Below are 21,644 nucleotides of genomic sequence, written 5' to 3'. Positions count from 1 at the left end.
TATGCAGTTGCAACGCATCCGCATCCCAACTTTTCGCAACCTGCGGGATCTCGACATCACCTTCGAGACGCATTTGCAAGCTGCTGCGGGCACGCCTGTGGGTGCGAAGTCCAAGCTCATCCGTAGCCACGCGCTGATCGGCCAGAACGGCATTGGCAAGTCCAATCTTATTGAAGCGCTTATTACCATCTTCCGCGATGTGGATCTGGACCGCGAAGCGGCGTTCGATTACACGCTGGAATACAGCATTCGCGGCCACGCCGTGCGCATTGAGGCGGATACCACCAAGCAGAAGCGTCCATATGTTTGGGTGGACGACAAGGCCGAATCGCAGGGCCATTTGCTGAAAAATCGCGAGCTGCTACCCGCCCACATCTTCGCCTACTATTCCGGACGTAACGAGCGTATTGAAGCTCTCTTTCAGGAACATCAGCGCCGTTTTAACCAGCGCCAGGAAATCACCACGGACGAGGTGCTGTCCGAACAGCTGCTAGAAAAATTTACCGGCACCGAGGCAGATATTCGAGCCGTGGTAGAAGCCAAACGCCGCCGCGACTCACGGCTGAAACAAGCTGGCGACGACCGCCTGCGCCGTCTGTTTTACTGCCGTGGTGGCCATAGCCAGTTGGTGCTGCTGGCCTGTTTGCTGTCCGATGATCCTGTCTTTCAGAAGGTGCTCAAGAACCTGCACATTGAATCGCTGGAGTCCGCGCTGTTCGTCTTGAAAGAACCCCACCGTCTACGCGAAAAGCGTCGTGGCGGCAAGTTTGACGAACAGGAGCTGAGCGAGGGCGATCCGCGCTTCTGGTACGCGCGCGGCAATGTGGTCACTGAGTTTCTCGACAAGCTCTGGCAAGTGTCCTGGGCACCCATTGAACAAGAGGCCACCAAGCAAATTGACTTCCGTGGCCGAAGCGAGAAACAGAAGCAGCTTTACCTCTATGTGGCTAGCCAAGAAAAGCTCAAACAGTTGGGCGAGCTGGTGGGCGGCACCGACAGCTTCTTCCGTTACGCGGAAGGGGCCTACATCGGCGATCTGATCGATGAGGTGCGGATCACAGTGAGGAAGCGCGACGAACACGGTGGCAAAGTCAGCTTCACTCAGCTCTCAGAAGGCGAACTACAAATGCTCACTGTGCTAGGCTTGATGCGAATTACTCGAGAAGACCATTGCCTGTTCCTTTTGGACGAGCCGGATACGCACCTTAATCCGATCTGGAAATTGCGCTACTTCGACGACATTGAAGGCGTTCTGACCTCAGATGATGACGCACTGGTGCAAGGTGAATCCCAGATTCTCATTACGACGCATGACCCGATGATGGTCGGCAGCTTGAAGCGGGAGCAGGTGCATATTTTGCGCCGTGAAGACGGTCGCACAATTGTGGAGGTGCCAGATGAGCATCCACAGGGTATGGGTGTCACCGGTTTGCTCAAGAGCGAGCTATTCGGCCTATCATCCACGCTGGATATCGAAACAGAGCGCCGTTTGTTTCGGCGCAACGAGCTCTTCGTGAAAGCGCCACGAACGTCAGAAGAAGACGCCGAGCTTAGCCGTTTAAGTACCGAATTAGCTGACCTCGGGTTCTCAACAGCCGATTTCCGTGATCCGGATTACGCACTTTTCGTGCGAAAGATGGTACAGCACCGAAAGTTCCGTAAACCAGTGCTAACGCCCGACGAGCAGGCAGAACAGGACAGGATCGCCGATTCAATCATCGACGAAATTTTGCGTGAGGAGGATGGCGCGTGTTTTGGATCGACCTCGAAAATAGGCTGCCAACTGATGCAGACATTCCAAAGTGGGTGCCTTGGACACAGGAGCAGTGGGACGCTTGGCTGGCCGAGTCGAAGCGACTGGTCGATGAATTAGCGAGATTGGACGCGGCTGGCAAGCGTGAGGAACGGAATGCAATGATTGATGCCCATAGCAATCATTGGGGAAAGCTTAAGCCTTGGCTCTTAGCGCTTTCGGGAGGTAAGTGCTGGTTTTCGGAAGTGCGTGAGCTGTATTCGCACTATGACGTTGAGCACTTTCGTCCAAAGAAGGAAGCCAAGATGCTCGACTCTAAGGTTCGAGATGGGTATTGGTGGTTAGCTTTTGAGTATACGAATTTCCGCCTCTGCGGCAATGTTGGCAACCGCAAGAAGGGCGGCTGGTTTCCATTAAAGGAGGAATCCCGGTGTTCTTCGTACACTGATCAATGTGAGGACACGGAAACAGCCTACCTCCTTGACCCAATTGACATTCACGATGTGAACCTTTTGACGTTTGACGAAGAGGGGAAAGTTGTTGCCAAAGCTAACGCATCAGACTGGGAAAAGCAGCGCGTCGCTGAAACGGTAAAGCGACTGAAGCTTAACGAACATGTCGAATTGGCTGAGGAACGGCGAAAAATCTGGAACAAAGTCTCGAAGTTGATCGGGAAGTACCAGTACGAAGACGCTCGTTCGCGAGAGGGTAGGAATGAAGTCGCGAGACACAAGGCAAAAGAGGCTGCAAAGCAGATTCGCGAAATGACTCGCCCTACCGCTGAATTGTCGGCAGTCGCAAAGTGGTCCGTATTGTTGCGCAATGACCCGGAACTTTCAAAACTGGTCGCTTAGTAAAAAGTTAGACCGGACAAGAAAAAGGAAAAATGAGGGTATGGAAGCTAATACACGCAAGCTAGAACGCATTTTTGATCAGACTATCACCTATCAAGTGCCGCTGTTTCAACGCCCTTACGTTTGGACTCAAGAGGCAAATTGGGAGCCGCTTTGGGAAGATATTCAAGCGCTTCTAGACAAGCATCTTCGCGGCGGGAAGGTGCACCCACATTTCCTCGGTGCTGTTGTATTAGAGCAGCTTGCGAACCCGACGGGATCAATCGAGAGCCGGCAGGTCATCGATGGCCAGCAACGGTTCACCACACTACAGTTTTTTCTAATGGCTGCACGTGATTTGGCTGCTGCACATGGCAGCGCAAAGTACGTCGAGCGTTTTACTGATCTGGTCGCGAATCGCCGTAGCAAAATTGATCATGACGATGAAGTATTCAAGGTGTGGCCGACCAACAGTAACCGAGCCGCCTTTCGTGCGGTTCATGAGGCCGGCTCTCCGACGGATCTAGATAAAGCGGTGAAGCTACGCCCTGAGCTAAACGATGGGTCGAACAACATCATTGGTGGATATAAATTCTTCCATTCTCAGCTGTCGGACTGGATAGGAGGATGGATGGACGATGATATAGATGCTGACGTGCTGTCCGGAAAAACGACGGATAATCGTTTCGATTCGCTGTGGCACGTGGTCAAAGATTGTCTGCAGGTCGTCGTCATCGATCTGGACAAAAACGACGAAACACAGGTGATCTTCGAAACACTTAATGCAAGAGGCGAAGATCTACTGCCAGCAGACCTGATTAAGAATTTTCTCTTCCGACGTGCGGTATCCGATGGGGAGAATGTCGAGAAGCTATACGTCGAGCATTGGCAACGCTTCGAGACGGCTTGGTGGCGTAGTGAGGTCAAGCAGGGACGTATCACGCGCCCTCGCGTTGACGTATTCATTAATCATTACCTTGCCATGATGACGCGTGATGAGGTTAAGGCATCGCATCTATTTAATGCATTCAAAGCCTTTGCAAACCAATCTGAATCGATTACTGGCTCTCTTCTAATTGTGCCGAAGACAGCGGCAGAGCATATTGCTCAGCTTTCACGGTACGCTGAAGTTTTCAAGACTTTCTTCGAGCCAGAGAAGCACAAGCGTTTGGCCACGTTCTTGCGGCGATTGGAAGCGGTAGACACAACCACTGTTTATCCATTTCTTCTTTACGCGCACGCGGAGTTGGTACCCGAGAATACAGAAGAGTTTGACAAAATTTTGCTGCTACTAGAGTCGTATCTTATGCGCCGTATGGTCTGTAATCTGACTGGTAAGAATTACAACCGATACTTTGTCGATCTGATACGCGCCCTAGATAAGAAAGGAGTACTTACTGCAGAAGCGCTCGCCGAGTACATGGGTAAGAGTGCCGCTGATAGCACACGGTACCCAGACGACAAGTCGTTTCAGGCGGCTATTGGCGACTTACCACTCTACAGTAGGCTGGCTCAGTATAAGGTACGAGCCGTTTTGGAGGCACTTGACGCGTTTGCGCACACATCGAAAAGTGAGGTTCAGCCATTACCTGCTGGCCTAACCATCGAGCATGTCATGCCTCAGGCCTGGCAGAAATATTGGCCACTTTCTGAGAAAGAGAAGATCGACCCGGAAACCGGTCTACATGATCCGATTAGGGAGCAAAAAGCCGTTCAACGACGGGAGCGGTTGGTCAATACGGTGGGCAATTTGACTTTAATTACTGGCAGCCTCAATCCATCACTGTCGAACTCGGCTTGGGCAGTCAAGCGCCCAGAGTTGCTGAAGTTCAGTAAGCTCAATTTGACTCAGTATTTTCATGAAAAAGATGCAGATGTTTGGAGTGAAGATGCGATTGAGAGGCGCACAGCTCATTTCTTCAGGCAGCTGGTACAGATTTGGCCTTCATTGCCCGGCATGGCAGAATCTTTGGGGGATTTGGCATCGTAGTAGTCTTGGCCGCTAAATCTAAAGCAGTTGCTCACGCCTCCCAGCTAGGTAAGCGCGAACTAAAATTTTTCTCAAGTATTGTTGACGGAGGAGAAGTGCACTCAGTTTTTTTTAAGAATTGCTTTGGTGTGTTCCAAGGAGGAGGGGCACGTGCTGTTGCATTAGCCGGTGCATATGGGGCCACATATGCAAGCGGTATTCGACTTTCTGAGGTGGCAGGAACGTCGGCGGGTGCCATTGCGGCGGTACTGATTGCTGCGGGAGCGACGCCGGAGGTCTTAGAGGAGGCACTCAAAGAACTGGATTTTCAAAAACTTCTCGTGCCGCCGGAGCCGACGGGCCGTTTTGATTCTATGTCTTGGCGCGCGGCAGGATGGGCAATTTCGCCGGGCGGAGTGGTAAATGGAACCTTGGGCACCGTCTCTAAGATGTTGCGGTATGGAGGGTGCTACTCATCTAAGGGCGTGCAAGACTGGGTCGAGAGCCAGCTGCAGAAGCTGCTTCCGGGAGGCTCAAAGCCGGTCAAATTTAAGGATCTGTATCTTCCCACTTATGTGGTTGCTACCAACTTGGCTGAGAGGTCTGCGCATGTATGGAGCAGCTCCGCTACTCCGGACGAAAGTGTCTCTCTGGCGGTCCGTGCCTCTTGCTCCATACCAGGATTTTTCCAACCCGTGCTGATCGGAGGAAAGCGGTTTGTTGACGGTGGAATCCTTAGTAATCTGCCGGCGTTCGTTTTCGACAACACTTCACAGCGATCGTCTAAGCGTATATTAGCCTATCGATTAACGGCGGCACCTGAAGCAGAGATGCAGTGGACGCCGAAAGGGATGGCCGCTCAAATTATCGAAACGCTTGTGGGGGGCGCGACTGAATTGCAGGTCGATATCCAAAAGTCCGTCAGTTGTATTGATATTCCAACTCTAGGGATCAAAGCGACTGATTTCCACAAAATGGATGAAACAAATCTGGGCCTATTAATTAAGAGCGGTAAGGACGCAGCACAGGAATTCTTGGGTAGTGAAGTGGAAAGGCTGCGTAGCACGCAATCGTTTCCTCAAATCTTGCGCTTCGAAGAAGAGGTGTACTTTGCTGTTGCCAGGCAAAGTGAGGTGCTTCCAAAGGAGATTGTAATTGCTGAGAGCAATACACGATGGTTCTGGCAACTTTTTCCATCGGTTCTTTTTTGGAGAATTAAAGGTGTACCTATTCGCGTATTCGTACAACCCCCTATTGGCAACGACGATGAGATTACAAAAGAGAAAGCTCGACGGTTGAATCTTGCAGGTCTTGGAGTGGAGGTGATGACGGTCGAAACCTTGCCGCTTCAAGGGTATGTATTTATACGAGATGACGAACATGCAAGTTCCGCCATCCTTATGAACCACACAATGCGGCATGGGCCGAACGCAACATTATATGAACGAAATGATCCGCAAGTTATCAATCTTGTAAGGGAAAAGCTTTTCACATACAACTGCAACCCAATTCAGCAGGGCAAAATTCCAAAACTTGCAGCTGCGGACTGGGACGAGCTTTGTGAAACTTTGAGAAAACGCGTTAGCCAGTACAAAAACGCGGAGGTCAAGCGGACTCGCCTGCCGCTCGAAAACTGCCGACTTACCAATAAATTGCTGCGTACGTATAAATATGAGCAACTGATCAGGCTGGTGCAAATCTATGAAGAAACAAGCCTTTCCCTGTACGCTCCAGTCAACATTGTCTTGGCGGATGGGTCAAATTCGTTAATTTGCCCACCGGTCTTCGAGCAGTATAACGATGTAACAGCGAGCATAAGAGGAAACACCCGTACATACTTGGCTTATACGCAAGGCCGGCATGAGATCGAGTGTGTACTCGTGCGAGGAGTCACCATGCAGTTGCCAAGCAAGACAGTACCGTTGAAAGAGAGTAGGCTTATTGACTGGCAAGAAGATCCGGCGACTCGCATGCCAGGCTTCGATCATGGACTATTTCGGCGCATTGAAAGCGCTTGTCGCCCGCACCGATAACCCTTGTGACATTAAAGCCTTACTTTGAAACCGGATCAAATGTTCGACATCACCATTGATAGCTTGAGATTCTGGAAGGAGCTTGTGGAAGCTCGACCGGAGTTGCAAACATTACACTTTTATCGCTACAAGCGGAACGGCTTCTTGCAGGACAGGTTGCCAGTAGAAAGTTATGAATACCAGTTGAGCCGTCTTGCAGACGCACGTTCTAAACAAGCCCAGATGCCGTTTTGGGATGCATTAATGTTAGAAGCTGTTGGAAGGCAGGGGCTTACAGAGACGATCCTCAATGAAGCTAGTCTCCACAATCCAATGCATATAGAGCGTATTCCCGTTCACCGGGAGGCCATTCTGAAAGACGGTTTGGAAGACTTTATACAAGCAGCAAATGAAAAAGAGAGTACAGGCATTCTTTCGGAAGTAGTCCTCCGTGACGGAAGACTACTGCATTATCCGATGTTAGATATGAGAGCAGCGGCAGACGAACCCGGATTTCGGGCCACTGTTGCTATTGCGAAGTACATTTTGCCCTCCGGTGCCGTAATCATGCGGTCTGGGAAATCGTTCCATATTATCGGGACACAATTAGTGGACAAGGATGAGTTGGTACATTTCCTCGTGAGGAGTCTTTTCTTTGGACCAATCGTTGACAGAAAATACGTTGCTCATCACTTGTTGAGAGGATTTTGTACCTTGCGAGTTTCAGCAAATTCATCTAAGCAGTATCCAACAGTCGCAGCTCACATCAATTCGTGATGCACATGTCTACCAATGACACCAATCGTAATATCTCGCATCTCGGAATCAGAGAAGGCGGCGGCCGCATCGATCGTTGGGCCGAGTGGATAGCAGACGCCATTTCACTACCCACTCTGTTTTGTTCTCCAGCGGAACTGCGAAGAGCTCTACGTGACGCGGTGACGAAGCACGCGCACGCAACGAGCGTGAGCGGTTGCATGATCCTTCTCTTTGGTAGCGCTGCGCGGTTAGAAGACGCTCGTGATCTTGACCTAATTGTTGTCGATCCTGGAATGCCACCAGATGAACACCATTACTACTGCCGTCACTCTACACACGAACTGCAAATAGACCTAAACGTCGTCAGTACTGAATGGCTATCCACGGCATGGCGAGACGTCGAGTGGGGCTATTGGCTTGCCGAGTCATTCCCCCTACTAAGGTCGGATACTAAATGCGAGGCACTATGGAGCCGAAGTGTCAATCTCTACTGGAGCCGCCAAGGTATCAACCTAAGACGTGATTATCATCAAGAATGTGTACAACGGCTGATATCGGTTAATGACGCAATCGACCGCGATGCGTATCCCCTTTTATCACGACTCCTAGCGCATGAGTCGGCAAGAGCACTCGCATGTGCCTTGATTGACCAGTATGGGGAGCGCATTTTCTCACATAGAAGCTTGTTGGATGAGTTTCGCAATGCAGTTCAGCGTTCGGGTTTAAGCCCGCTGATGCAGACGAGCTACATTACCGCGCTTGCTCCTGGGGGATTGGAGGACACAGTGAAATTTTTGAGCCTGCGGCGCAACATCTCCAGGCTTTACCGAAGTGAGCAGTTTAAGAAAATTACCGGCTACTCGTTATCTGACTCACTGAAAGGGCGGGTACATTCGCTGGCGATGCTGGTCAACGGCCCGACGGGGTCTTGGATGGAGACTCAACTTAAGTTACTCAGTGCCGACAAGTGGTTGCCGCAGCCAACAAGATTATTTGTTACGGACGACTTGTTGGCCCGAATCTTTAAACTTCACATGGAAAATGAACCCCGGGCAAAGGTAGTACGCCATGCAGCTCGGATTGTGCCGACAATGGGAAACATAAGCGGGGCTCGATGGGCACAGTATGAGAACGGTAGGCTGAAACTGATTGTAAATACGGGCGGATGTAAAACACCATCGTGCCACTTTTGCCACTTGCCGTCCTATGGCCGGTCTTTGCCCCGTGGTGATTTTGTGGCTACCGTGGATGATGCGCTTACCAGATATAAACCTGATGAGCTTGCACTGTATAACGACGGGAATCTTTTAAACGAACGAGAAGTGCCGGATGAAACTCTATTAGAAGTATGCCGAACCATCTCCAAGTATGGTATTAGGAGGCTTATTGTCGAATCTATACCACGCTTCGTAACTCGCAGAAAAATCGAAGCAGTAGTAAAGGAGAGTAAGGTTGACGAGCTTACTGTAGCTATGGGGTTTCAATCGGCAGGTAACTTCTTTTCGATACCATATTTTGGGCGCCCCGATGTGGATACGCTATTCGATTTCGCAATTGAAGAGATACATGCTGCGGGAGCCACTGTGCGCCTCTATTTGTTATGGGGATTTGGTCCTGTGCCAATAGAAACATGGGAAGAACGCCTGCAAACGTCCTTGGATTGGGCCATAGCGCGAGGCGTTAAGCGAATCAGTGTTTGTCAGTATAGACCAGACGCTTTGGGCATAGGCGATCAGTCCAATAACGCCCATTCCAATAGAATTCGAGAATTACTCGCCCAGTTGAAAGATACGAGATCAGCGGGAATTGAAGTGGTCGACGGCGGTCTTCGGTCCTGCGCTAACTGATTATAAATAATTCGGCAAAATTTATCGCTGCTTTATATTGGAAAAATTTCAGTGTTGAGTGAGAAACAAAAATAGGGGGGATTTCTCCTCAACGCAAGCAGCGTTTTCTTGCCGGCGTACTAATACTTGAGGCGCGCGTAGCGCGCACCCTTCGGCTGGACGAGCAGGAAGATGTTGGCCCTATCGGTGAAGTTGTAGGGCATGTCGTTGGGCTCGGCGTTCCTGCATGTGAGCGCGGTCAGCTTCTTTGTGGATATATTTTGAAATCGGCCATTAAGGGAATACGCACTTCGTGCTCTGCGTGAACCGATTACACCAACATTCAATATGCAAGAGCTGGGGGCTGTGCTTGCCGAAGTTTCCAATAATCCGGACATCTGCCGGACACGGCCTGCTGGAAACAAAAAAGCCGCACAAGGCGGCTTTTCGTAAGTCTTTGATTTTATTGGTCGGGGCGAGAGGATTCGAACCTCCGACCCCTTGCACCCCATGCAAGTACGCTACCAGGCTGCGCTACGCCCCGACGAAGGCCGAATTATAACAGAGGCATTGAGATTTCCGCCACGCATCCGTGCAGGAAATTTCAGTCGATCTTTGCGCCGGTGCGGCGGATGATCGGCTCCCACTTCTTTGCTTCCGCGGCAAGCATCGCACGGAAGGCATCCGCTGATCCGCCCGCGGTGTCCAGACCGGCATTGTTGAAGCGCGCCTTTACGTCCGCCTGCTTCAGTACGGCGTCGATTTCGGTGTTGAGCCGCTGCACGATGTCCGCCGGCGTACCCTTGGGAACGAGCACGCCGTTCCAGGTGATCGATTCGAACCCAGGCAGGCCGGCTTCAGCCACGGTGGGCAGGTCGGGCAGCAGGGAGAAGCGGGCGGGGCTGGTGACGGCGAGGGCCTTGATTTTGCCGGCCTTGATCTGGGGCATGATCACCGACGGCACGGAGAACAGCATTTGTGTTTCGCCGGACAGCAGGGACAGTGCGGCCGGCGGTGCGCCGTTGTAGGGGATATGCACGATGAAGCTGCCGGTCATGGTCTTGAACAGTTCCATCGTCAGGTGCGACGAGGAGCCGTTGCCGACCGATGCATAGTTTAGCTTGCCCGGGCGCTGTTTCGCATAGCTGATCAGTTCGCTGACCGTCTTGACCGGGATATCGCCGCTGACCGCGAGCACGTTGGGCTGCGAGCTGGTCTGGATCACGGGCACCAGGTCTTTCTGCGGATCGTAGGGCAGGCGGGTGAGAAACTGGGTGTAGGCCAGCGGTCCGTTGTACGACATTACCCAGGTATGGCCGTCCGGTGCGGCGCGGGCGACGTTGCCGGTGGCGATGGTGCCGGCGCCGCCGGGAATGTTTTCAATCACGATGGGCTGGCCCAGGCGGTCCTTGAGCTTGTCGCTGATGGTGCGGGCAATCACATCCAGTGAGGAGCCGCCGGGTGCGGCGACGACGAAGCGGATAGGCTTGCTTGGCCAGGTGTCGGCCATCGAGGCGGATGCGGCGGCCAGGAGCAGAGAGGCGAGAATAAGCTTGCGGAAGATCATTATCGTGTTTGTGGAATAGAATCGGAACCGTAGGATAGCATTCGGGTCTGCTCCTCGAAGCACCATGCATGGTGCCGCGGGCAGCACTTTCATAGTGGCCCGGCACCGGGTGCCATGGTCGAAGGCCCTTGCCGCTTCCGCATTCCAGATCTCCACCAAACCCAGACTTCTTCCGGACAAGAACAGCATGCCGATCAAGATCAGCCATCAATTCGACGCCGGCGCAATTGAAGTGATTCGCGCCGAGCAGCCCGACGCCATTGAACTCAATCTCCGCAAGGATTCCCATGCGGAGGTATTGCAGTGGTTTTATTTTCGCCTGCAGGGCGCGCGCGGTCAGGCGTGCACCATGCGGCTGCTGAATGCGTCGCAGGCCGCGTTTGCCGGCGGCTGGCAGAGCTACCAGGCGGTCGCGAGCTACGACCGCGAGAACTGGTTCCGCGTGCCGACCAGCTATGACGGCAAGGTGCTGACCATTCGCCATGCGCCGGAGCGCGACAGCATCTATTACGCCTACTTCGAGCCGTATTCCTGGGAGCGGCACCTGCGGCTGCTGGGCCGGGTCGAGGCCGAGCCCGGCACGCGCGTGCTCGATATCGGCAGCACGGTCGACGGGCGCGACATGAATGTGGCGGTGATCGGCAATCCGGATGCGCGGAAGAAGATCTGGGTGATCGCGCGCCAGCATCCCGGAGAGACCATGGCGGAATGGTTCGTCGAAGGCATGCTTGACGCCTTGCTCGACCGGCACAATCCGCATGCGCGGCACCTGCTGCAGAAGGCGGTGTTCTACGTGGTGCCCAACATGAACCCCGACGGCTCGGTGCGCGGCAACCTGCGCACCAATGCGGCCGGCGCCAACCTGAACCGCGAGTGGATGCAGCCTTCGCCGGAGCGCAGCCCTGAAGTACTCGCAGTGCGCAACATGATGCATGAGGTCGGCTGCGACCTGTTCCTCGATGTGCATGGCGACGAGACGCTGCCGTATGTGTTTGTAGCAGGCTGCGAGATGCTGGAAGGCTTCACCGCGACGCAGCAGGCGGAGCAGCAGGCATTCATTGACAGCTATGTGCGTGCCAGCCGCGACTTCCAGACGGCCCATGGCTACGAGGCCGGCAAGTACCGGCAGGAGATGCTGCAGCTGGCGTCGAAGTACGTCGGGCATACCTTCAAGTGCATCTCGCTCACGCTGGAGATGCCGTTCAAGGACAATGCCGATCTGCCCGATCCCGCTGTCGGGTGGAACGGCGCGCGCAGCGCTCGGCTCGGGGCGGCGGTGCTGCAGCCCATGCTCGATGCATTGGAGAGGAGCTAGCCATGGGGGTGGAAATCGAACGCAAGTTTCTTGTGCTTGGCGAAGAGTGGAAATCGCTGGGCGAGGGCATGCTGCTGCGGCAGGGATATCTATCTTCGCAGGCGGAGCGCGTGGTGCGGGTGCGCATCGAAGGCGATCGGGCGGTGATGACCATCAAGGGCAAGTCAGCCGGTGCGACGCGCGGGGAGTGGGAGTATCCGCTGCCGATGGAGGATGCGCGGGTGTTTCTTGATCAGCTGTGCGAGCAACCGATCATCGAGAAGATTCGGTATCGCATTGTGCATGAGGGCATGACCTGGGAGGTCGATGAATTCATGGGCGAGAATGCCGGGCTGGTGGTGGCGGAGATCGAGCTGGAGTCGGAGGAGCAGGTGTTCGTCAAGCCGAAGTGGGTCGGGGAGGAGGTGACGGAGGATGCCCGGTATTACAACTCTAATCTGTTGAAGCTTCCATATTCGCGGTGGTAGGGGAGCTTGTGGTTGGTGCTTGGGCTGCCACCTTCCGGCATTTCGGTCCGCTGTTCGTCGAACCTGGGAGCTCGGAGGCGTTGGCGAGTGTGCAGGCACGAAGGCCTGCGCTACCCGGCAGCCTGACTTGCCGTCAGTGAAAATGCCCCGCGCCCGCCGGCGCATCCTCCGGCATCTCCGCATGCACCAGCTCCGCCTCGGCATCCGGATACAGCGGCGCGCCGCAGTCGTCACAGAACTCCGTCGGAAACTGCTCGTTGTGCCGCTTGATGTGCGTGATGCCGCAGGCGCGCAGCAGGGCGATGATCTGTTCCAGCGGCGTGCGGACGTCGGTGTCGAGCAGCTCCGGCGTGGTCAGCGATTCGAAGCTGGTGACGGCGGCGATGTCTTCGTCCTCGGTGCCGTACAGCGGCCAGACGACGCCGTAGATAACTTCCGGATTCTGGCGCAGCGTAAACGAGATCCGGTATTCATCGACATGCTCCTCGTTCGGCTCTTCGCTGAAGCTGCCGATGATGGCGCGCAGTCCGCTGGCTTCGATGCCGAGGGTAAAGGTGAGGTAGTGCACGGCCGCGCGAATCGACGCGGGACGGATCTCGCGGTCTGCTTCGCGGCAGGCGACGTAATAGGCTTCGGGCATCAGCAGCTCGATGCCGCAGCCCGGCAGCAGCGAGGAGATGTTCGGCGCGGCCTGCTTGCGCCAGTGCTCGAATGCGCGCTCGCGCTCGTTCGGATGCAGGCTGGCCTGCCAGCCGAACAGCGGCGAACCGATGGGAGCGGCGACCGCGGCGAGCAAATAGCGGGTATCGGCCAGGAAGGGCGCGGTTTCCGGCGGGTTGCCTTGCGCGCGCACTGCGGTTCCCTTGATGGCGGCCTGCGCCATGCGCTGCGTGAGGCTGTAGGTTTCGGCGTGGGTGCGCGGCAGCTGGTCGATGGAAAACAGGGCCGGCGCCATGGCCAGCCGGGTGTCCGGCGCCAGCAGGTGGCCATGCACGTGCGCGCACAGCGTGGTGCGCACGTCTTCGCTGATCGGGCCGGAGGCGATGGTGAACCGGGTCCAGGCCAGTATGGGTATGGCGATCAGGAGCGCCTGGTAGGTGGTGCCTTCATGCTCTACAAGGCAGGATTCGCTGCAGGCTTCCACCGATTCCATCAGGGCATCATAGGCCGGCAAGTCCGCCTTGAACAGATGTTCCAGCGCGGCTTCGATGTTGTCCTGGTGTGCTCCCTTGAGCGCCTTGTGGAGCAGCTGATCCAGCTGCTGCTCCCAGATGCGCTCTTCCATTCTGCTGGCTGCCTGCGACATTCCTTGTGCAAGCGAGACCAGACGCTGACTGTCCGACGATAGCCTGTTGAGGGAACTCTTGGAAATACGACGCATGGTTAACCTGATTCAAAAAGGGAACATTATTGTAGTTGATTCAACAGCTTGCCATCAAAACAGGCGGGTTGGGAGGAAAGGGATCAAAGGCTTGTCATGCTGCGGGACGATAAAGCTCATTGCAAGACGCGAAACTCCGATGCCGCGGACGGGCGCGGCTCCTCGGTCATGCAGCTTTTCAGTGTGCCGCCGATGCATGCAGTATAGGCCGAAAAAAGCAAAAAGCCGCATGAACGCGCATGCGGCTTTCCCTGGAGCAGGCTTGCTTATTTGGAGGCGGGCGCTGCTTCGGCGGGCGTCGGTGCTCCCGGCGCAGCCGGCATTGCAGGTGCGGCTGGAGCGGCCGGGGTGGCGGGCGTCGATGCCGACTCGTGGACTTCGGTCGGGTTATGGCCGGCGGCCTCGCCCTGCATGTCGATCTTGTCGCCGCCCTTCATGATGACGAATAGCGCGAGCAGGGCGAATGCGACGAATGCAACAAAAATCTTCCACATGGAAAGGTCTCCTTCAGGTTATCAAATGCTGGAATCGTTGAATCGGAATGCCATGCCGTCCGTGTGCAGGCCGGGTTGGCACCAAGCTTTATGAGCTTATCCTGGCGCAAGCATAGCCGTACATGCTTACAGCTGCCTTGCAAACATCTTTGTCAATCCGGGAATGATGAAATGATGATGCAGGCAGGACGGAGGTCGTGGCGCCGCCGGCGGGCCGTTCATCTGGCCCACCGGAGGTGCCGAACTTCGAGTGCCGAACTTCGCGCCGATCAGGCGGCGAGCAGCTGGCGCAGCACGAAGGGCAGGATGCCGCCGTGCTTGTAGTAGTCCACTTCGATCGGCGTGTCGATGCGCAGCAGCAGCTGGACTTCCTGCGTGCTGCCGTCGGCGCGGGTAATGACCAGCGTGGCATTCTGCTGTGGCTTGAGTTCACCTTCGATGCCTTTCAGCTCGAAAGTCTCGTTGCCTGTGATGTTCAGCGTCTGCACGCTGTCGTCGCCGATGAACTGCAGCGGCAGCACGCCCATGCCGACCAGGTTGGAACGGTGGATGCGCTCGAAGGAACGGGCGATCACGGCCTTCACGCCGAGCAGCTGGGTGCCTTTCGCGGCCCAGTCGCGCGAGGAGCCGGTGCCGTATTCCTCGCCGGCGAACACCATGGTCGGCACGCCTTCACCGATGTACTTCATCGCGGCGTCGTAGATCGACATCTGTTCGCCGCTCGGCTGGTGGATAGTGAGGCCGCCTTCGATGCGGGAGCCGTCTTCCTTGGGCGGGATCATCAGATTCTTGATCCGCACGTTGGCGAAGGTACCGCGCATCATCACCTCATGATTGCCGCGGCGCGAACCGTAGGAGTTGAAGTCAGCCTTCATCACGCCGTTCTCGATCAGCCACTTGCCGGCCGGGCTGGATTCCTTGATGGAACCTGCCGGCGAGATGTGGTCGGTGGTGATCGAGTCGCCGAACACCCCGAGCGCACGAGCGCCGGAAATGCCGGACGCGGCAGCCTTGGGCTCCATGTCGAAGTCGCCGAAGAACGGCGGCTCTGCGATATAGGTGGACTTCGGCCAGTTGTAGACGTCGCCCTGGGCGATGCCCTTGATCTGCTGCCAGAGCTTGCCGGGAGCCGCCTGGACGGCGGCATAGTTGGACTGGTAGTTCTTCGGCTTCATCGCGAACTTGGCGACCAGCTTGTTGACTTCCTGCGAGTTCGGCCAGATGTCGCCGATGAAGATGTCGCGGCCGCCCTTGCCCTTGCCGATCGGTTCGGTCATGAGGTCCTTGAGCACCGTGCCCGCGATCGCGTAGGCCACGACCAGCGGCGGCGAAGCGAGGAAGTTGGCGCGGATGTTCGGATGGATGCGGGCCTCGAAGTTGCGGTTGCCCGACAGTACGGCCGCGGCAACCACGTCGTTGTCGACGATGGCTTCATTGAGCTCGGGCGTCAGGTCGCCGGAGTTGCCGATGCAGGTGGAGCAGCCGTAGGAGGTGACCACGAAGCCCAGCTTCTCGAGGTAGGGCAGCAGGCCGGCCGCTTCCAGGTATTCCGTCACGATGCGCGAGCCGGGCGAGAGCGAGGTCTTGATGTGCGCAGGCACAGTCAGGCCGGCTTCCACCGCCTTCTTGGCCAGCAGGCCGGCGGCCAGCATCACGTTCGGGTTGGAAGTGTTGGTGCAGGAGGTGATGGCGGCGATCAGGATGTCGCCGTTGCGCAGCGCAACGCCGTCCCTGGTTTCGTAAGTGGTTTCCAGGTCTTCCGGCTTCTTGTTGAAGCCGTTCTCCGGGACCGGCTTGGAGAACAGCTCGGTGAAGTTCGACTTGACGTTTCCGATCTCGATGCGGTCCTGGGGACGCTTCGGTCCGGCCAGCGAGGGTGCGACAGTGCCGAGATCGAGCGTGACCACGTTGGAGTAGTCGATATCGCCTTCGCGCGGCGTGCCGAACATGCCCTGGGCGCGGAAATAGGCTTCGAAGGCATCGATTTCTTCCTTGCTGCGGCCGGTGCCCTCGAAGTATTCGATAGTGGCGTCATCCACGGGGAAGAAGCCCATGGTGGCGCCGTATTCCGGCGCCATGTTGCCGATGGTGGCGCGGTCGGTGGTCGACAGCGAGGCCACGCCGTCGCCGAAGAATTCCACGAACTTGCCGACCACCTTTTCCTTGCGCAGCAGTTCGGTGATGGTCAGCACCAGGTCGGTGCCGGTCACGCCTTCGCGCAGCTGGCCTGTCAGGTTGACGCCGACCACGTCGGGCGTCAGGAAATACACCGGCTGGCCCAGCATGCCGGCCTCGGCCTCGATGCCGCCCACGCCCCAGCCGACCACGCCGATACCGTTGATCATGGTGGTGTGGGAATCGGTGCCGACCAGGGTGTCGGGATAATAGATCTGTTCCTTCTTGTGCACGCCGCGCGCCAGGTATTCCAGGTTGACCTGATGCACGATGCCGAAGCCGGGGGGCACGACGCCGAAGGTGTCGAAGGCCTGCATGCCCCATTTCATGAACTGGTAGCGCTCGTTGTTGCGCTGGAATTCCAGTTTCATGTTGAGATCGAGTGCATTCTTGACGCGGGCATGATCGACCTGGATCGAATGGTCCACCACCAGATCGACCGGAACCAGAGGCTCGATGTTCTTGGGTTTCTTGCCCATCTTGGAGGCGACGCCGCGCATGGCGGCGAGGTCGGCGAGCAGGGGAACGCCGGTGAAGTCCTGCAGGATGACGCGGGCCACCACGAAGGGAATTTCATCGACGCGGGCGCCCCGCGGGCTCCAGTTGGCAAGCTGGCGGACATGCTCTTCCGTCACTTTCTTGCCGTCGCAGTTGCGCAGCACCGATTCCAGGACGATGCGGATCGAAACCGGCAGGCGGGAGACGTCCACGCCGAGGCTCTCTCCCAGCGCGGGCAGCGAGTAAAGTTTGCCTTTCCTGGAACCGGAAATCTTAAATTCCTTGAGCGTGTTCAGAGTATTGCGAGACATAACCTCTCCTTAAAATTATTAGAACTGAACGAATTCCTGCAACTTTAACCCAACCCCGCGCGCCGTGCCCGCGCCCCTGTCAAACCGGGGGCAGAAAGGCAGCCGAAAAAACAGCACAAAAACAAAAAAGCAGCCCAGAGAGCCGCCAAGAGAGCCGTCCGACAAGCCGGCTGGCCGGCCTTGTCAGTCTTGTCCGCCTTGCCAGCCGGTCAGCCTTTCTCCGCGGTCTTGGCCTGCACCTGCTCCAGGCTCTTGCATTCGTTGGCCAGCTGCTGGCCCTTCTTGGAGTCGAGCAGCATGCCCTTGGCGGGGATGCCGATCCAGACCAGGCCCTTCTTGGTATTCTCGAAACGGTGCGCGCCGGTGGTGGTGGTGACGCGCGTCATGTGGTGCAGCCTCTTGTTCCAGTGCAGCGCGATCTGGTCCTGGTCGGCCATCTGGTAGATGGTCAGCTTGTTGCCGAGTTCACAATCGAATGCCGTGGCGGTCAGGCCGGCGACATCCGGTTCCTTGTCATCGCCGTCCGCCGCTGCGGCTCCGGCAGCTCCCGCGGCACCAGCGGCCGCCGCCGCTTTCTTGGAGGCAGGTTTTTTGGCGGGCGCCTTCTCTTTCTTCGTTTTCTGCGCCGGTGCGGCAGTTTCGGCGATGGCGGGCATGCCGAAGGCGACCCCGGTCAGGAGAAGGACGATGGCGGATATGGTTTTCATACAAATATTCCCTTAAGTGCGCGCCGGGTTGGGGGAGTCGGTCAAGCGTCGCGCGTGCTACAACAGACTACCTGCGGATTCGGGCAGCGGCATGCCGCTCGCTTTTGCCCGCTGCAGGACAGTCCAATAGTAGCGGTAACTGGCCCGGTCATGAAGCTTGCCGTTGTATTTTATCGGCCCCCACTGCGCGGCCTGGGCATCGGTCAGGATATTGACCGCCTCGTTGACTTCCGATCCGCGCGGCGACAGCGCCTTCACGATGGGCTTGATCTGGTCGGGATGAATGCTCCACATCCGCGTGAAGCCGAGTTCGCCGGCAGCGCGCGTGGCATCATTGGCAACCACCGCGGTGTCCTTGATCTCGGTGGTCACGTTATGTGACGCCACCTTGCCGTGGGCATGGCAGGCGGCCGACATCTCTAGCTTGGCGCGCACGACCAGCGGATGGGTGAACTGGCCGGGAGAGCGCATGGCCGTGCCCGGAATGGCGCCGTAGTGGGCGGACACGAAGTCCATGATGCCGAACGACAGGCACTGGACCTGCGGCAGCGCCGCAATTTTCTGGACTTCCGCCAGCGCCCCGTGGGTTTCGATCAGCACGTGAACCGGCAGGTCGGCGCGGCCAGCTTTCTTCGCATGGCGGTTGATGACGGTGATGGCCTTCTTGACATCGGCGGCGCCGCTCACCTTGGGCAGTACCAAGTAGGCCAGCCGCTGGGCCGCGCCGCTGCAGATAATGTCGACGTCCTGTTCGAAGCAGGGGTGGGTGAAGTCGTGCACGCGCGCCCCTATGCGCCCGAAGCGGTTCTCTTCGCCGGAAATCAGCGACGCCACCAGGCGCGCATGCGCCTCCTCGCTGCCGGCACTGGCACCGTCTTCGCAGTCGAAGGTGATATCGAACACGGGACCAAGCTCTTGTTGCAGGGCAAGCGACTTGCGCATGAGCTTTTCGGAGCCGGCATAGTGATCGCAGACCGGAATGCCGGCCGGCACGTGCGTGCCCTGGAATAAGACCTCGGAAGGATGCATGTTGGGCGTATCCATCGGTGGTTAAGGGGAATGAGAATGCAGTAACAGAATGCAGTAACGCAGAATCAATGGGTCGAAACCGCGCTGAGAATGCGTTATATACGTTAAGCGGCTCAATAAATGAACATGCCGGGATATTCCCGGCATGCATCATTCATCAGCGCATGAAGTCAGGCTTAGCCGACCAGATGCTTGACGCCGTCGCGCTCTTCCATCAGCTCTTTCAGTGTCAGGTTGATACGCTCTTGCGAGAACGCGTCGATCTGCAGGCCCTGGACGATCTTGTATTCGCCGTTTTCGGTGGTGACCGGGAAGCCGAACATGGTGCCTTCCGGGATGCCGTAGGAACCGTCGGACGGGATGCCCATCGTGGTCCACTTGCCGTTGGTGCCGAGCACCCAGTCGCGCACGTGGTCGATGGCCGCATTGGCCGCGGATGCCGCAGACGACAGGCCGCGGGCTTCGATGATGGCCGCGCCGCGCTTGCCGACTGTCGGCAGGTACACGTCCTTGGTCCATGCTTCATCGTTGACCAGCGACTTTGCCGGCTGGCCGTCGACCAGGGCGTTGGTGAAGTCGGCGTACATGGTCGGGGAGTGATTGCCCCAGACACAGAGCTTCTCGATGGAAGTGATCGGCTTGCCGACCTTGGCTGCCAGTTGCGACAGCGCGCGGTTGTGGTCGAGGCGCAGCATCGCGGTGAAGTTCTTGGCAGGCAGGCTGGGTGCCGATTTCATGGCGATGTAGGCATTGGTGTTGGCCGGGTTGCCGACCACCAGCACCTTGACGTTGCGGGAAGCGACGGCGTCGAGCGCCTTGCCCTGCACGGTGAAGATCTGCGCATTGGCTTCGAGCAGATCCTTGCGTTCCATGCCGGGGCCGCGCGGACGGGCGCCGACCAGCAGGGCGACGTCGGCATCCTTGAATGCGGTCATCGGGTCGCTGTGAGCAGTCATGCCGGCGAGCAGCGGGAATGCGCAGTCGTCGATCTCCATCATCACGCCCTTGAGCGCCTTCTGGGCCTTTTCATCCGGGATCTCGAGCAGCTGCAGAATAACCGGCTGGTCCTTGCCGAGCATGTCGCCGTTGGCGATGCGGAACAGCAGGGAATAGCCGATTTGACCGGCGGCACCGGTGACGGCAACGCGCATTGGGGCTTTAGCCATGATGAATCTCCAAAGTGGGAATGAAAATGGGCGAAACTTTTATACTGAATTTCTGCAAGCCTGTAATAATACCAATACCGCCGAACGACGTCAGACAGCAGAGGTGTCCTTGTCCGGGATCAAGCGCGTTGAAGCACGTTTAGGCATGCTGCGACCGCTGATTTTCTTATGATCGGTTTGCAAAGATTGCTCGCGAGTGTAGGCCGGCTGTTACAATCTGTCAATCTCATCTTATATCTTATATAAGACACATGTCATAGCACTTTTTGCTAGACTGCAAGGCAGCTTTTGTGGTGAAATCCGGTTATGAGTTCCGCCACGTCCAATCTAAGTGTCAATGGAGCGCCCACGTCAGGCGCCGGGACTTCCGTCTCTGGTACTTCTCCTACTTTCAGTCCGCTTTATCAGCAGATCAAGGCACTGATTCTTCAGAGCCTGCAATCCGGTGAATGGAAGCCGGGCGAGCTCATCCCCAGCGAAGTCGAACTGGCCCATCGTTTCAAGGTGAGCCAGGGCACGGTACGCAAGGCGATCGATGAACTCGCTTCGGAGAACCTTGTGGTTCGCCGGCAGGGGAAGGGTACTTTCGTTGCCACGCACCATGAGGCACGTGCGCAATTCCGTTTTTTGCGGTTGATGCCGGACGCCGGCGAACCGCACAATGCCGACAACAAGATCCTTGAAGTCAAAAGACTGCGTGCGCCCGCAGAAGTGGCGCGGCAACTGGATATGAAGTCGGGCGATTCCGTAATTTTCATCAAGCGCGTCCAGTCCTTCGACGGCGCGCCCACCATTGTGGAAGAACTGTGGCTGCCGGGCATGATCTTCAAGGGTCTGACCGTCGAGCGCCTGGTCGAATACAAGGGGCCGATGTACGGGTTGTTCGAGTCAGAGTTCGGCACGAGAATGATCCGTGCCAGTGAACGAATCCGTGCCGTCTCCGCAGACGAGTCCACTGCAAGCTTGCTCAATGTCGCGCAGAATACCCCTTTGCTCAGCGTCGAACGCGTTTCCTACACTTATGGCGACAAGCCGGTGGAAGTGCGCCGGGGCTTGTATCTGACTGACCGTCACCACTATCAGAATGATTTGAGCTGATCAGGGTTGAGCGGAGTCGGGTCGGGCGGGCAGCGTATCGGCAGATCGGCAGGCACAGACCGCTTGACGCAAGTCACGCCACGGTCGCTTGCCGCACAAAAAATTGTCGTGTGTAAAGATTGTGTTTGGTGTGCCGCACAAAAATCGGCGAAAATTATGGGATTTTTAAGCTCAGGGAGGTTTTCTCATGTCGGAAGCCGTAAATAAGAATCGGCCACAAAATAGACCGAAGTATGGCGTCATGACCTTTGCGGACATTGCGCACTACCGTCTGCCACTGGCAG

General features: G+C 56.6%; 16 protein-coding genes and 1 tRNA gene. 9 read left to right on the top strand and 8 right to left on the bottom strand.

The annotated features are described in order from the left end of the window. Position 1 precedes the first annotated feature (1 nt). The 6 genes from RY831_RS29455 to RY831_RS29430 are packed head-to-tail and all read left to right on the top strand — an operon-like array spanning position 2 to position 9,173. The gene (locus RY831_RS29455; RefSeq protein ID WP_326509901.1) at positions 2-1,873 is read left to right on the top strand and encodes an AAA family ATPase; all 1,872 of its coding nucleotides are present in this window, start codon (positions 2-4) and stop codon (positions 1,871-1,873) included. A gap of 41 nt (positions 1,874-1,914) precedes the next feature. Beyond that, complete coding sequence (locus RY831_RS29450) at positions 1,915-2,607, top strand: HNH endonuclease family protein (protein ID WP_326509900.1); 693 nt, start codon at positions 1,915-1,917, stop codon at positions 2,605-2,607. Between the two features lie 40 nt (positions 2,608-2,647). Then, positions 2,648-4,576, top strand: coding sequence for a DUF262 domain-containing protein (locus tag RY831_RS29445; RefSeq protein ID WP_326509899.1), 1,929 nt, complete (start codon positions 2,648-2,650; stop codon positions 4,574-4,576). Beyond that, positions 4,525-6,588: a patatin-like phospholipase family protein gene (locus RY831_RS29440; protein WP_326509898.1), complete on the top strand. Its 2,064-nt coding sequence runs from the start codon at positions 4,525-4,527 to the stop codon at positions 6,586-6,588. The genes RY831_RS29445 and RY831_RS29440 overlap by 52 nt, the downstream gene beginning before the upstream one ends. A 39-nt stretch (positions 6,589-6,627) precedes the next feature. Continuing rightward, complete coding sequence (locus RY831_RS29435) at positions 6,628-7,344, top strand: primase 1D-like protein (RefSeq protein WP_326509897.1); 717 nt, start codon at positions 6,628-6,630, stop codon at positions 7,342-7,344. Positions 7,345-7,349: 5 nt separating this feature from the next. Further along, the gene (locus RY831_RS29430; protein WP_326509896.1) at positions 7,350-9,173 is read left to right on the top strand and encodes a hypothetical protein; all 1,824 of its coding nucleotides are present in this window, start codon (positions 7,350-7,352) and stop codon (positions 9,171-9,173) included. Between the two features lie 446 nt (positions 9,174-9,619). Here RY831_RS29430 and RY831_RS29425 read toward each other — a convergent pair. Continuing rightward, positions 9,620-9,696: transfer RNA gene (locus tag RY831_RS29425), tRNA-Pro, on the bottom strand. 60 nt (positions 9,697-9,756) lie between these two features. After that, complete coding sequence (locus tag RY831_RS29420; RefSeq protein ID WP_326509895.1) at positions 9,757-10,719, bottom strand: Bug family tripartite tricarboxylate transporter substrate binding protein; 963 nt, start codon at positions 10,717-10,719, stop codon at positions 9,757-9,759. A gap of 187 nt (positions 10,720-10,906) precedes the next feature. Here RY831_RS29420 and RY831_RS29415 point away from each other — a divergent pair, with 187 nt between their 5' ends. Both RY831_RS29415 and RY831_RS29410 read left to right on the top strand, forming a co-directional pair. Beyond that, positions 10,907-12,034 (top strand): M14 family metallopeptidase, encoded by a 1,128-nt coding sequence (locus RY831_RS29415; RefSeq protein ID WP_326509915.1) that lies wholly within the window; start codon positions 10,907-10,909, stop codon positions 12,032-12,034. Between the two features lie 2 nt (positions 12,035-12,036). Further along, positions 12,037-12,501 (top strand): CYTH domain-containing protein, encoded by a 465-nt coding sequence (locus RY831_RS29410; RefSeq protein WP_326509894.1) that lies wholly within the window; start codon positions 12,037-12,039, stop codon positions 12,499-12,501. Between the two features lie 133 nt (positions 12,502-12,634). Here RY831_RS29410 and RY831_RS29405 read toward each other — a convergent pair whose 3' ends face one another. From RY831_RS29405 to RY831_RS29380, 6 genes are all read right to left on the bottom strand, one after another. Further along, positions 12,635-13,882, bottom strand: a complete 1,248-nt coding sequence (locus RY831_RS29405; protein WP_326509893.1) for a DUF2863 family protein — start codon at positions 13,880-13,882, stop codon at positions 12,635-12,637. A gap of 266 nt (positions 13,883-14,148) precedes the next feature. Then, complete coding sequence (locus tag RY831_RS29400) at positions 14,149-14,376, bottom strand: hypothetical protein (RefSeq protein WP_326509892.1); 228 nt, start codon at positions 14,374-14,376, stop codon at positions 14,149-14,151. A 269-nt stretch (positions 14,377-14,645) separates the two neighbouring features. Then, entirely contained in the window at positions 14,646-17,360 is a 2,715-nt protein-coding gene (gene acnA / locus RY831_RS29395) for an aconitate hydratase AcnA (protein WP_326509891.1), read from the bottom strand. Positions 17,361-17,569: 209 nt separating this feature from the next. Next, on the bottom strand, positions 17,570-18,067 hold the full coding sequence (locus tag RY831_RS29390) for a hypothetical protein (protein WP_326509890.1): 498 nt from the start codon (positions 18,065-18,067) through the stop codon (positions 17,570-17,572). 57 nt (positions 18,068-18,124) lie between these two features. Next, complete coding sequence (locus tag RY831_RS29385) at positions 18,125-19,096, bottom strand: HpcH/HpaI aldolase/citrate lyase family protein (protein ID WP_326509889.1); 972 nt, start codon at positions 19,094-19,096, stop codon at positions 18,125-18,127. Between the two features lie 176 nt (positions 19,097-19,272). After that, positions 19,273-20,262: a malate dehydrogenase gene (locus tag RY831_RS29380; protein ID WP_326509888.1), complete on the bottom strand. Its 990-nt coding sequence runs from the start codon at positions 20,260-20,262 to the stop codon at positions 19,273-19,275. Between the two features lie 306 nt (positions 20,263-20,568). Here RY831_RS29380 and RY831_RS29375 point away from each other — a divergent pair, with 306 nt between their 5' ends. Further along, on the top strand, positions 20,569-21,360 hold the full coding sequence (locus RY831_RS29375) for a GntR family transcriptional regulator (RefSeq protein WP_326509887.1): 792 nt from the start codon (positions 20,569-20,571) through the stop codon (positions 21,358-21,360). The last annotated feature ends 284 nt before the right edge of the window (positions 21,361-21,644 follow it).

It is taken from the genome of Noviherbaspirillum album (genome assembly GCF_035916955.1).
Classification (GTDB): domain Bacteria; phylum Pseudomonadota; class Gammaproteobacteria; order Burkholderiales; family Burkholderiaceae_D; genus Noviherbaspirillum; species Noviherbaspirillum album.
Note: the sequence above shows the minus strand (reverse complement) of the source record. Positions and strands in the feature narration are given on the sequence as shown.

Excerpts from the sequence above, each read along its gene's own strand:
- RY831_RS29400 (WP_326509892.1), bottom strand. The coding sequence starts at position 14,376 with ATGTGGAAGATTTTTGTTGCATTCGTCGCATTCGCCCTGCTCGCGCTA.
- RY831_RS29390 (WP_326509890.1), bottom strand. The coding sequence starts at position 18,067 with ATGAAAACCATATCCGCCATCGTCCTTCTCCTGACCGGGGTCGCCTTC.
- RY831_RS29410 (WP_326509894.1), top strand. The coding sequence starts at position 12,037 with ATGGGGGTGGAAATCGAACGCAAGTTTCTTGTGCTTGGCGAAGAGTGG.
- RY831_RS29380 (WP_326509888.1), bottom strand. The coding sequence starts at position 20,262 with ATGGCTAAAGCCCCAATGCGCGTTGCCGTCACCGGTGCCGCCGGTCAA.
- acnA (WP_326509891.1), bottom strand. The coding sequence starts at position 17,360 with ATGTCTCGCAATACTCTGAACACGCTCAAGGAATTTAAGATTTCCGGT.
- RY831_RS29430 (WP_326509896.1), top strand. The coding sequence starts at position 7,350 with ATGTCTACCAATGACACCAATCGTAATATCTCGCATCTCGGAATCAGA.
- RY831_RS29420 (WP_326509895.1), bottom strand. The coding sequence starts at position 10,719 with ATGATCTTCCGCAAGCTTATTCTCGCCTCTCTGCTCCTGGCCGCCGCA.
- RY831_RS29445 (WP_326509899.1), top strand. The coding sequence starts at position 2,648 with ATGGAAGCTAATACACGCAAGCTAGAACGCATTTTTGATCAGACTATC.
- RY831_RS29405 (WP_326509893.1), bottom strand. The coding sequence starts at position 13,882 with ATGCGTCGTATTTCCAAGAGTTCCCTCAACAGGCTATCGTCGGACAGT.
- RY831_RS29385 (WP_326509889.1), bottom strand. The coding sequence starts at position 19,096 with ATGCATCCTTCCGAGGTCTTATTCCAGGGCACGCACGTGCCGGCCGGC.
- RY831_RS29375 (WP_326509887.1), top strand. The coding sequence starts at position 20,569 with ATGAGTTCCGCCACGTCCAATCTAAGTGTCAATGGAGCGCCCACGTCA.
- RY831_RS29455 (WP_326509901.1), top strand. The coding sequence starts at position 2 with ATGCAGTTGCAACGCATCCGCATCCCAACTTTTCGCAACCTGCGGGAT.
- RY831_RS29450 (WP_326509900.1), top strand. The coding sequence starts at position 1,915 with ATGATTGATGCCCATAGCAATCATTGGGGAAAGCTTAAGCCTTGGCTC.
- RY831_RS29415 (WP_326509915.1), top strand. The coding sequence starts at position 10,907 with ATGCCGATCAAGATCAGCCATCAATTCGACGCCGGCGCAATTGAAGTG.
- RY831_RS29435 (WP_326509897.1), top strand. The coding sequence starts at position 6,628 with ATGTTCGACATCACCATTGATAGCTTGAGATTCTGGAAGGAGCTTGTG.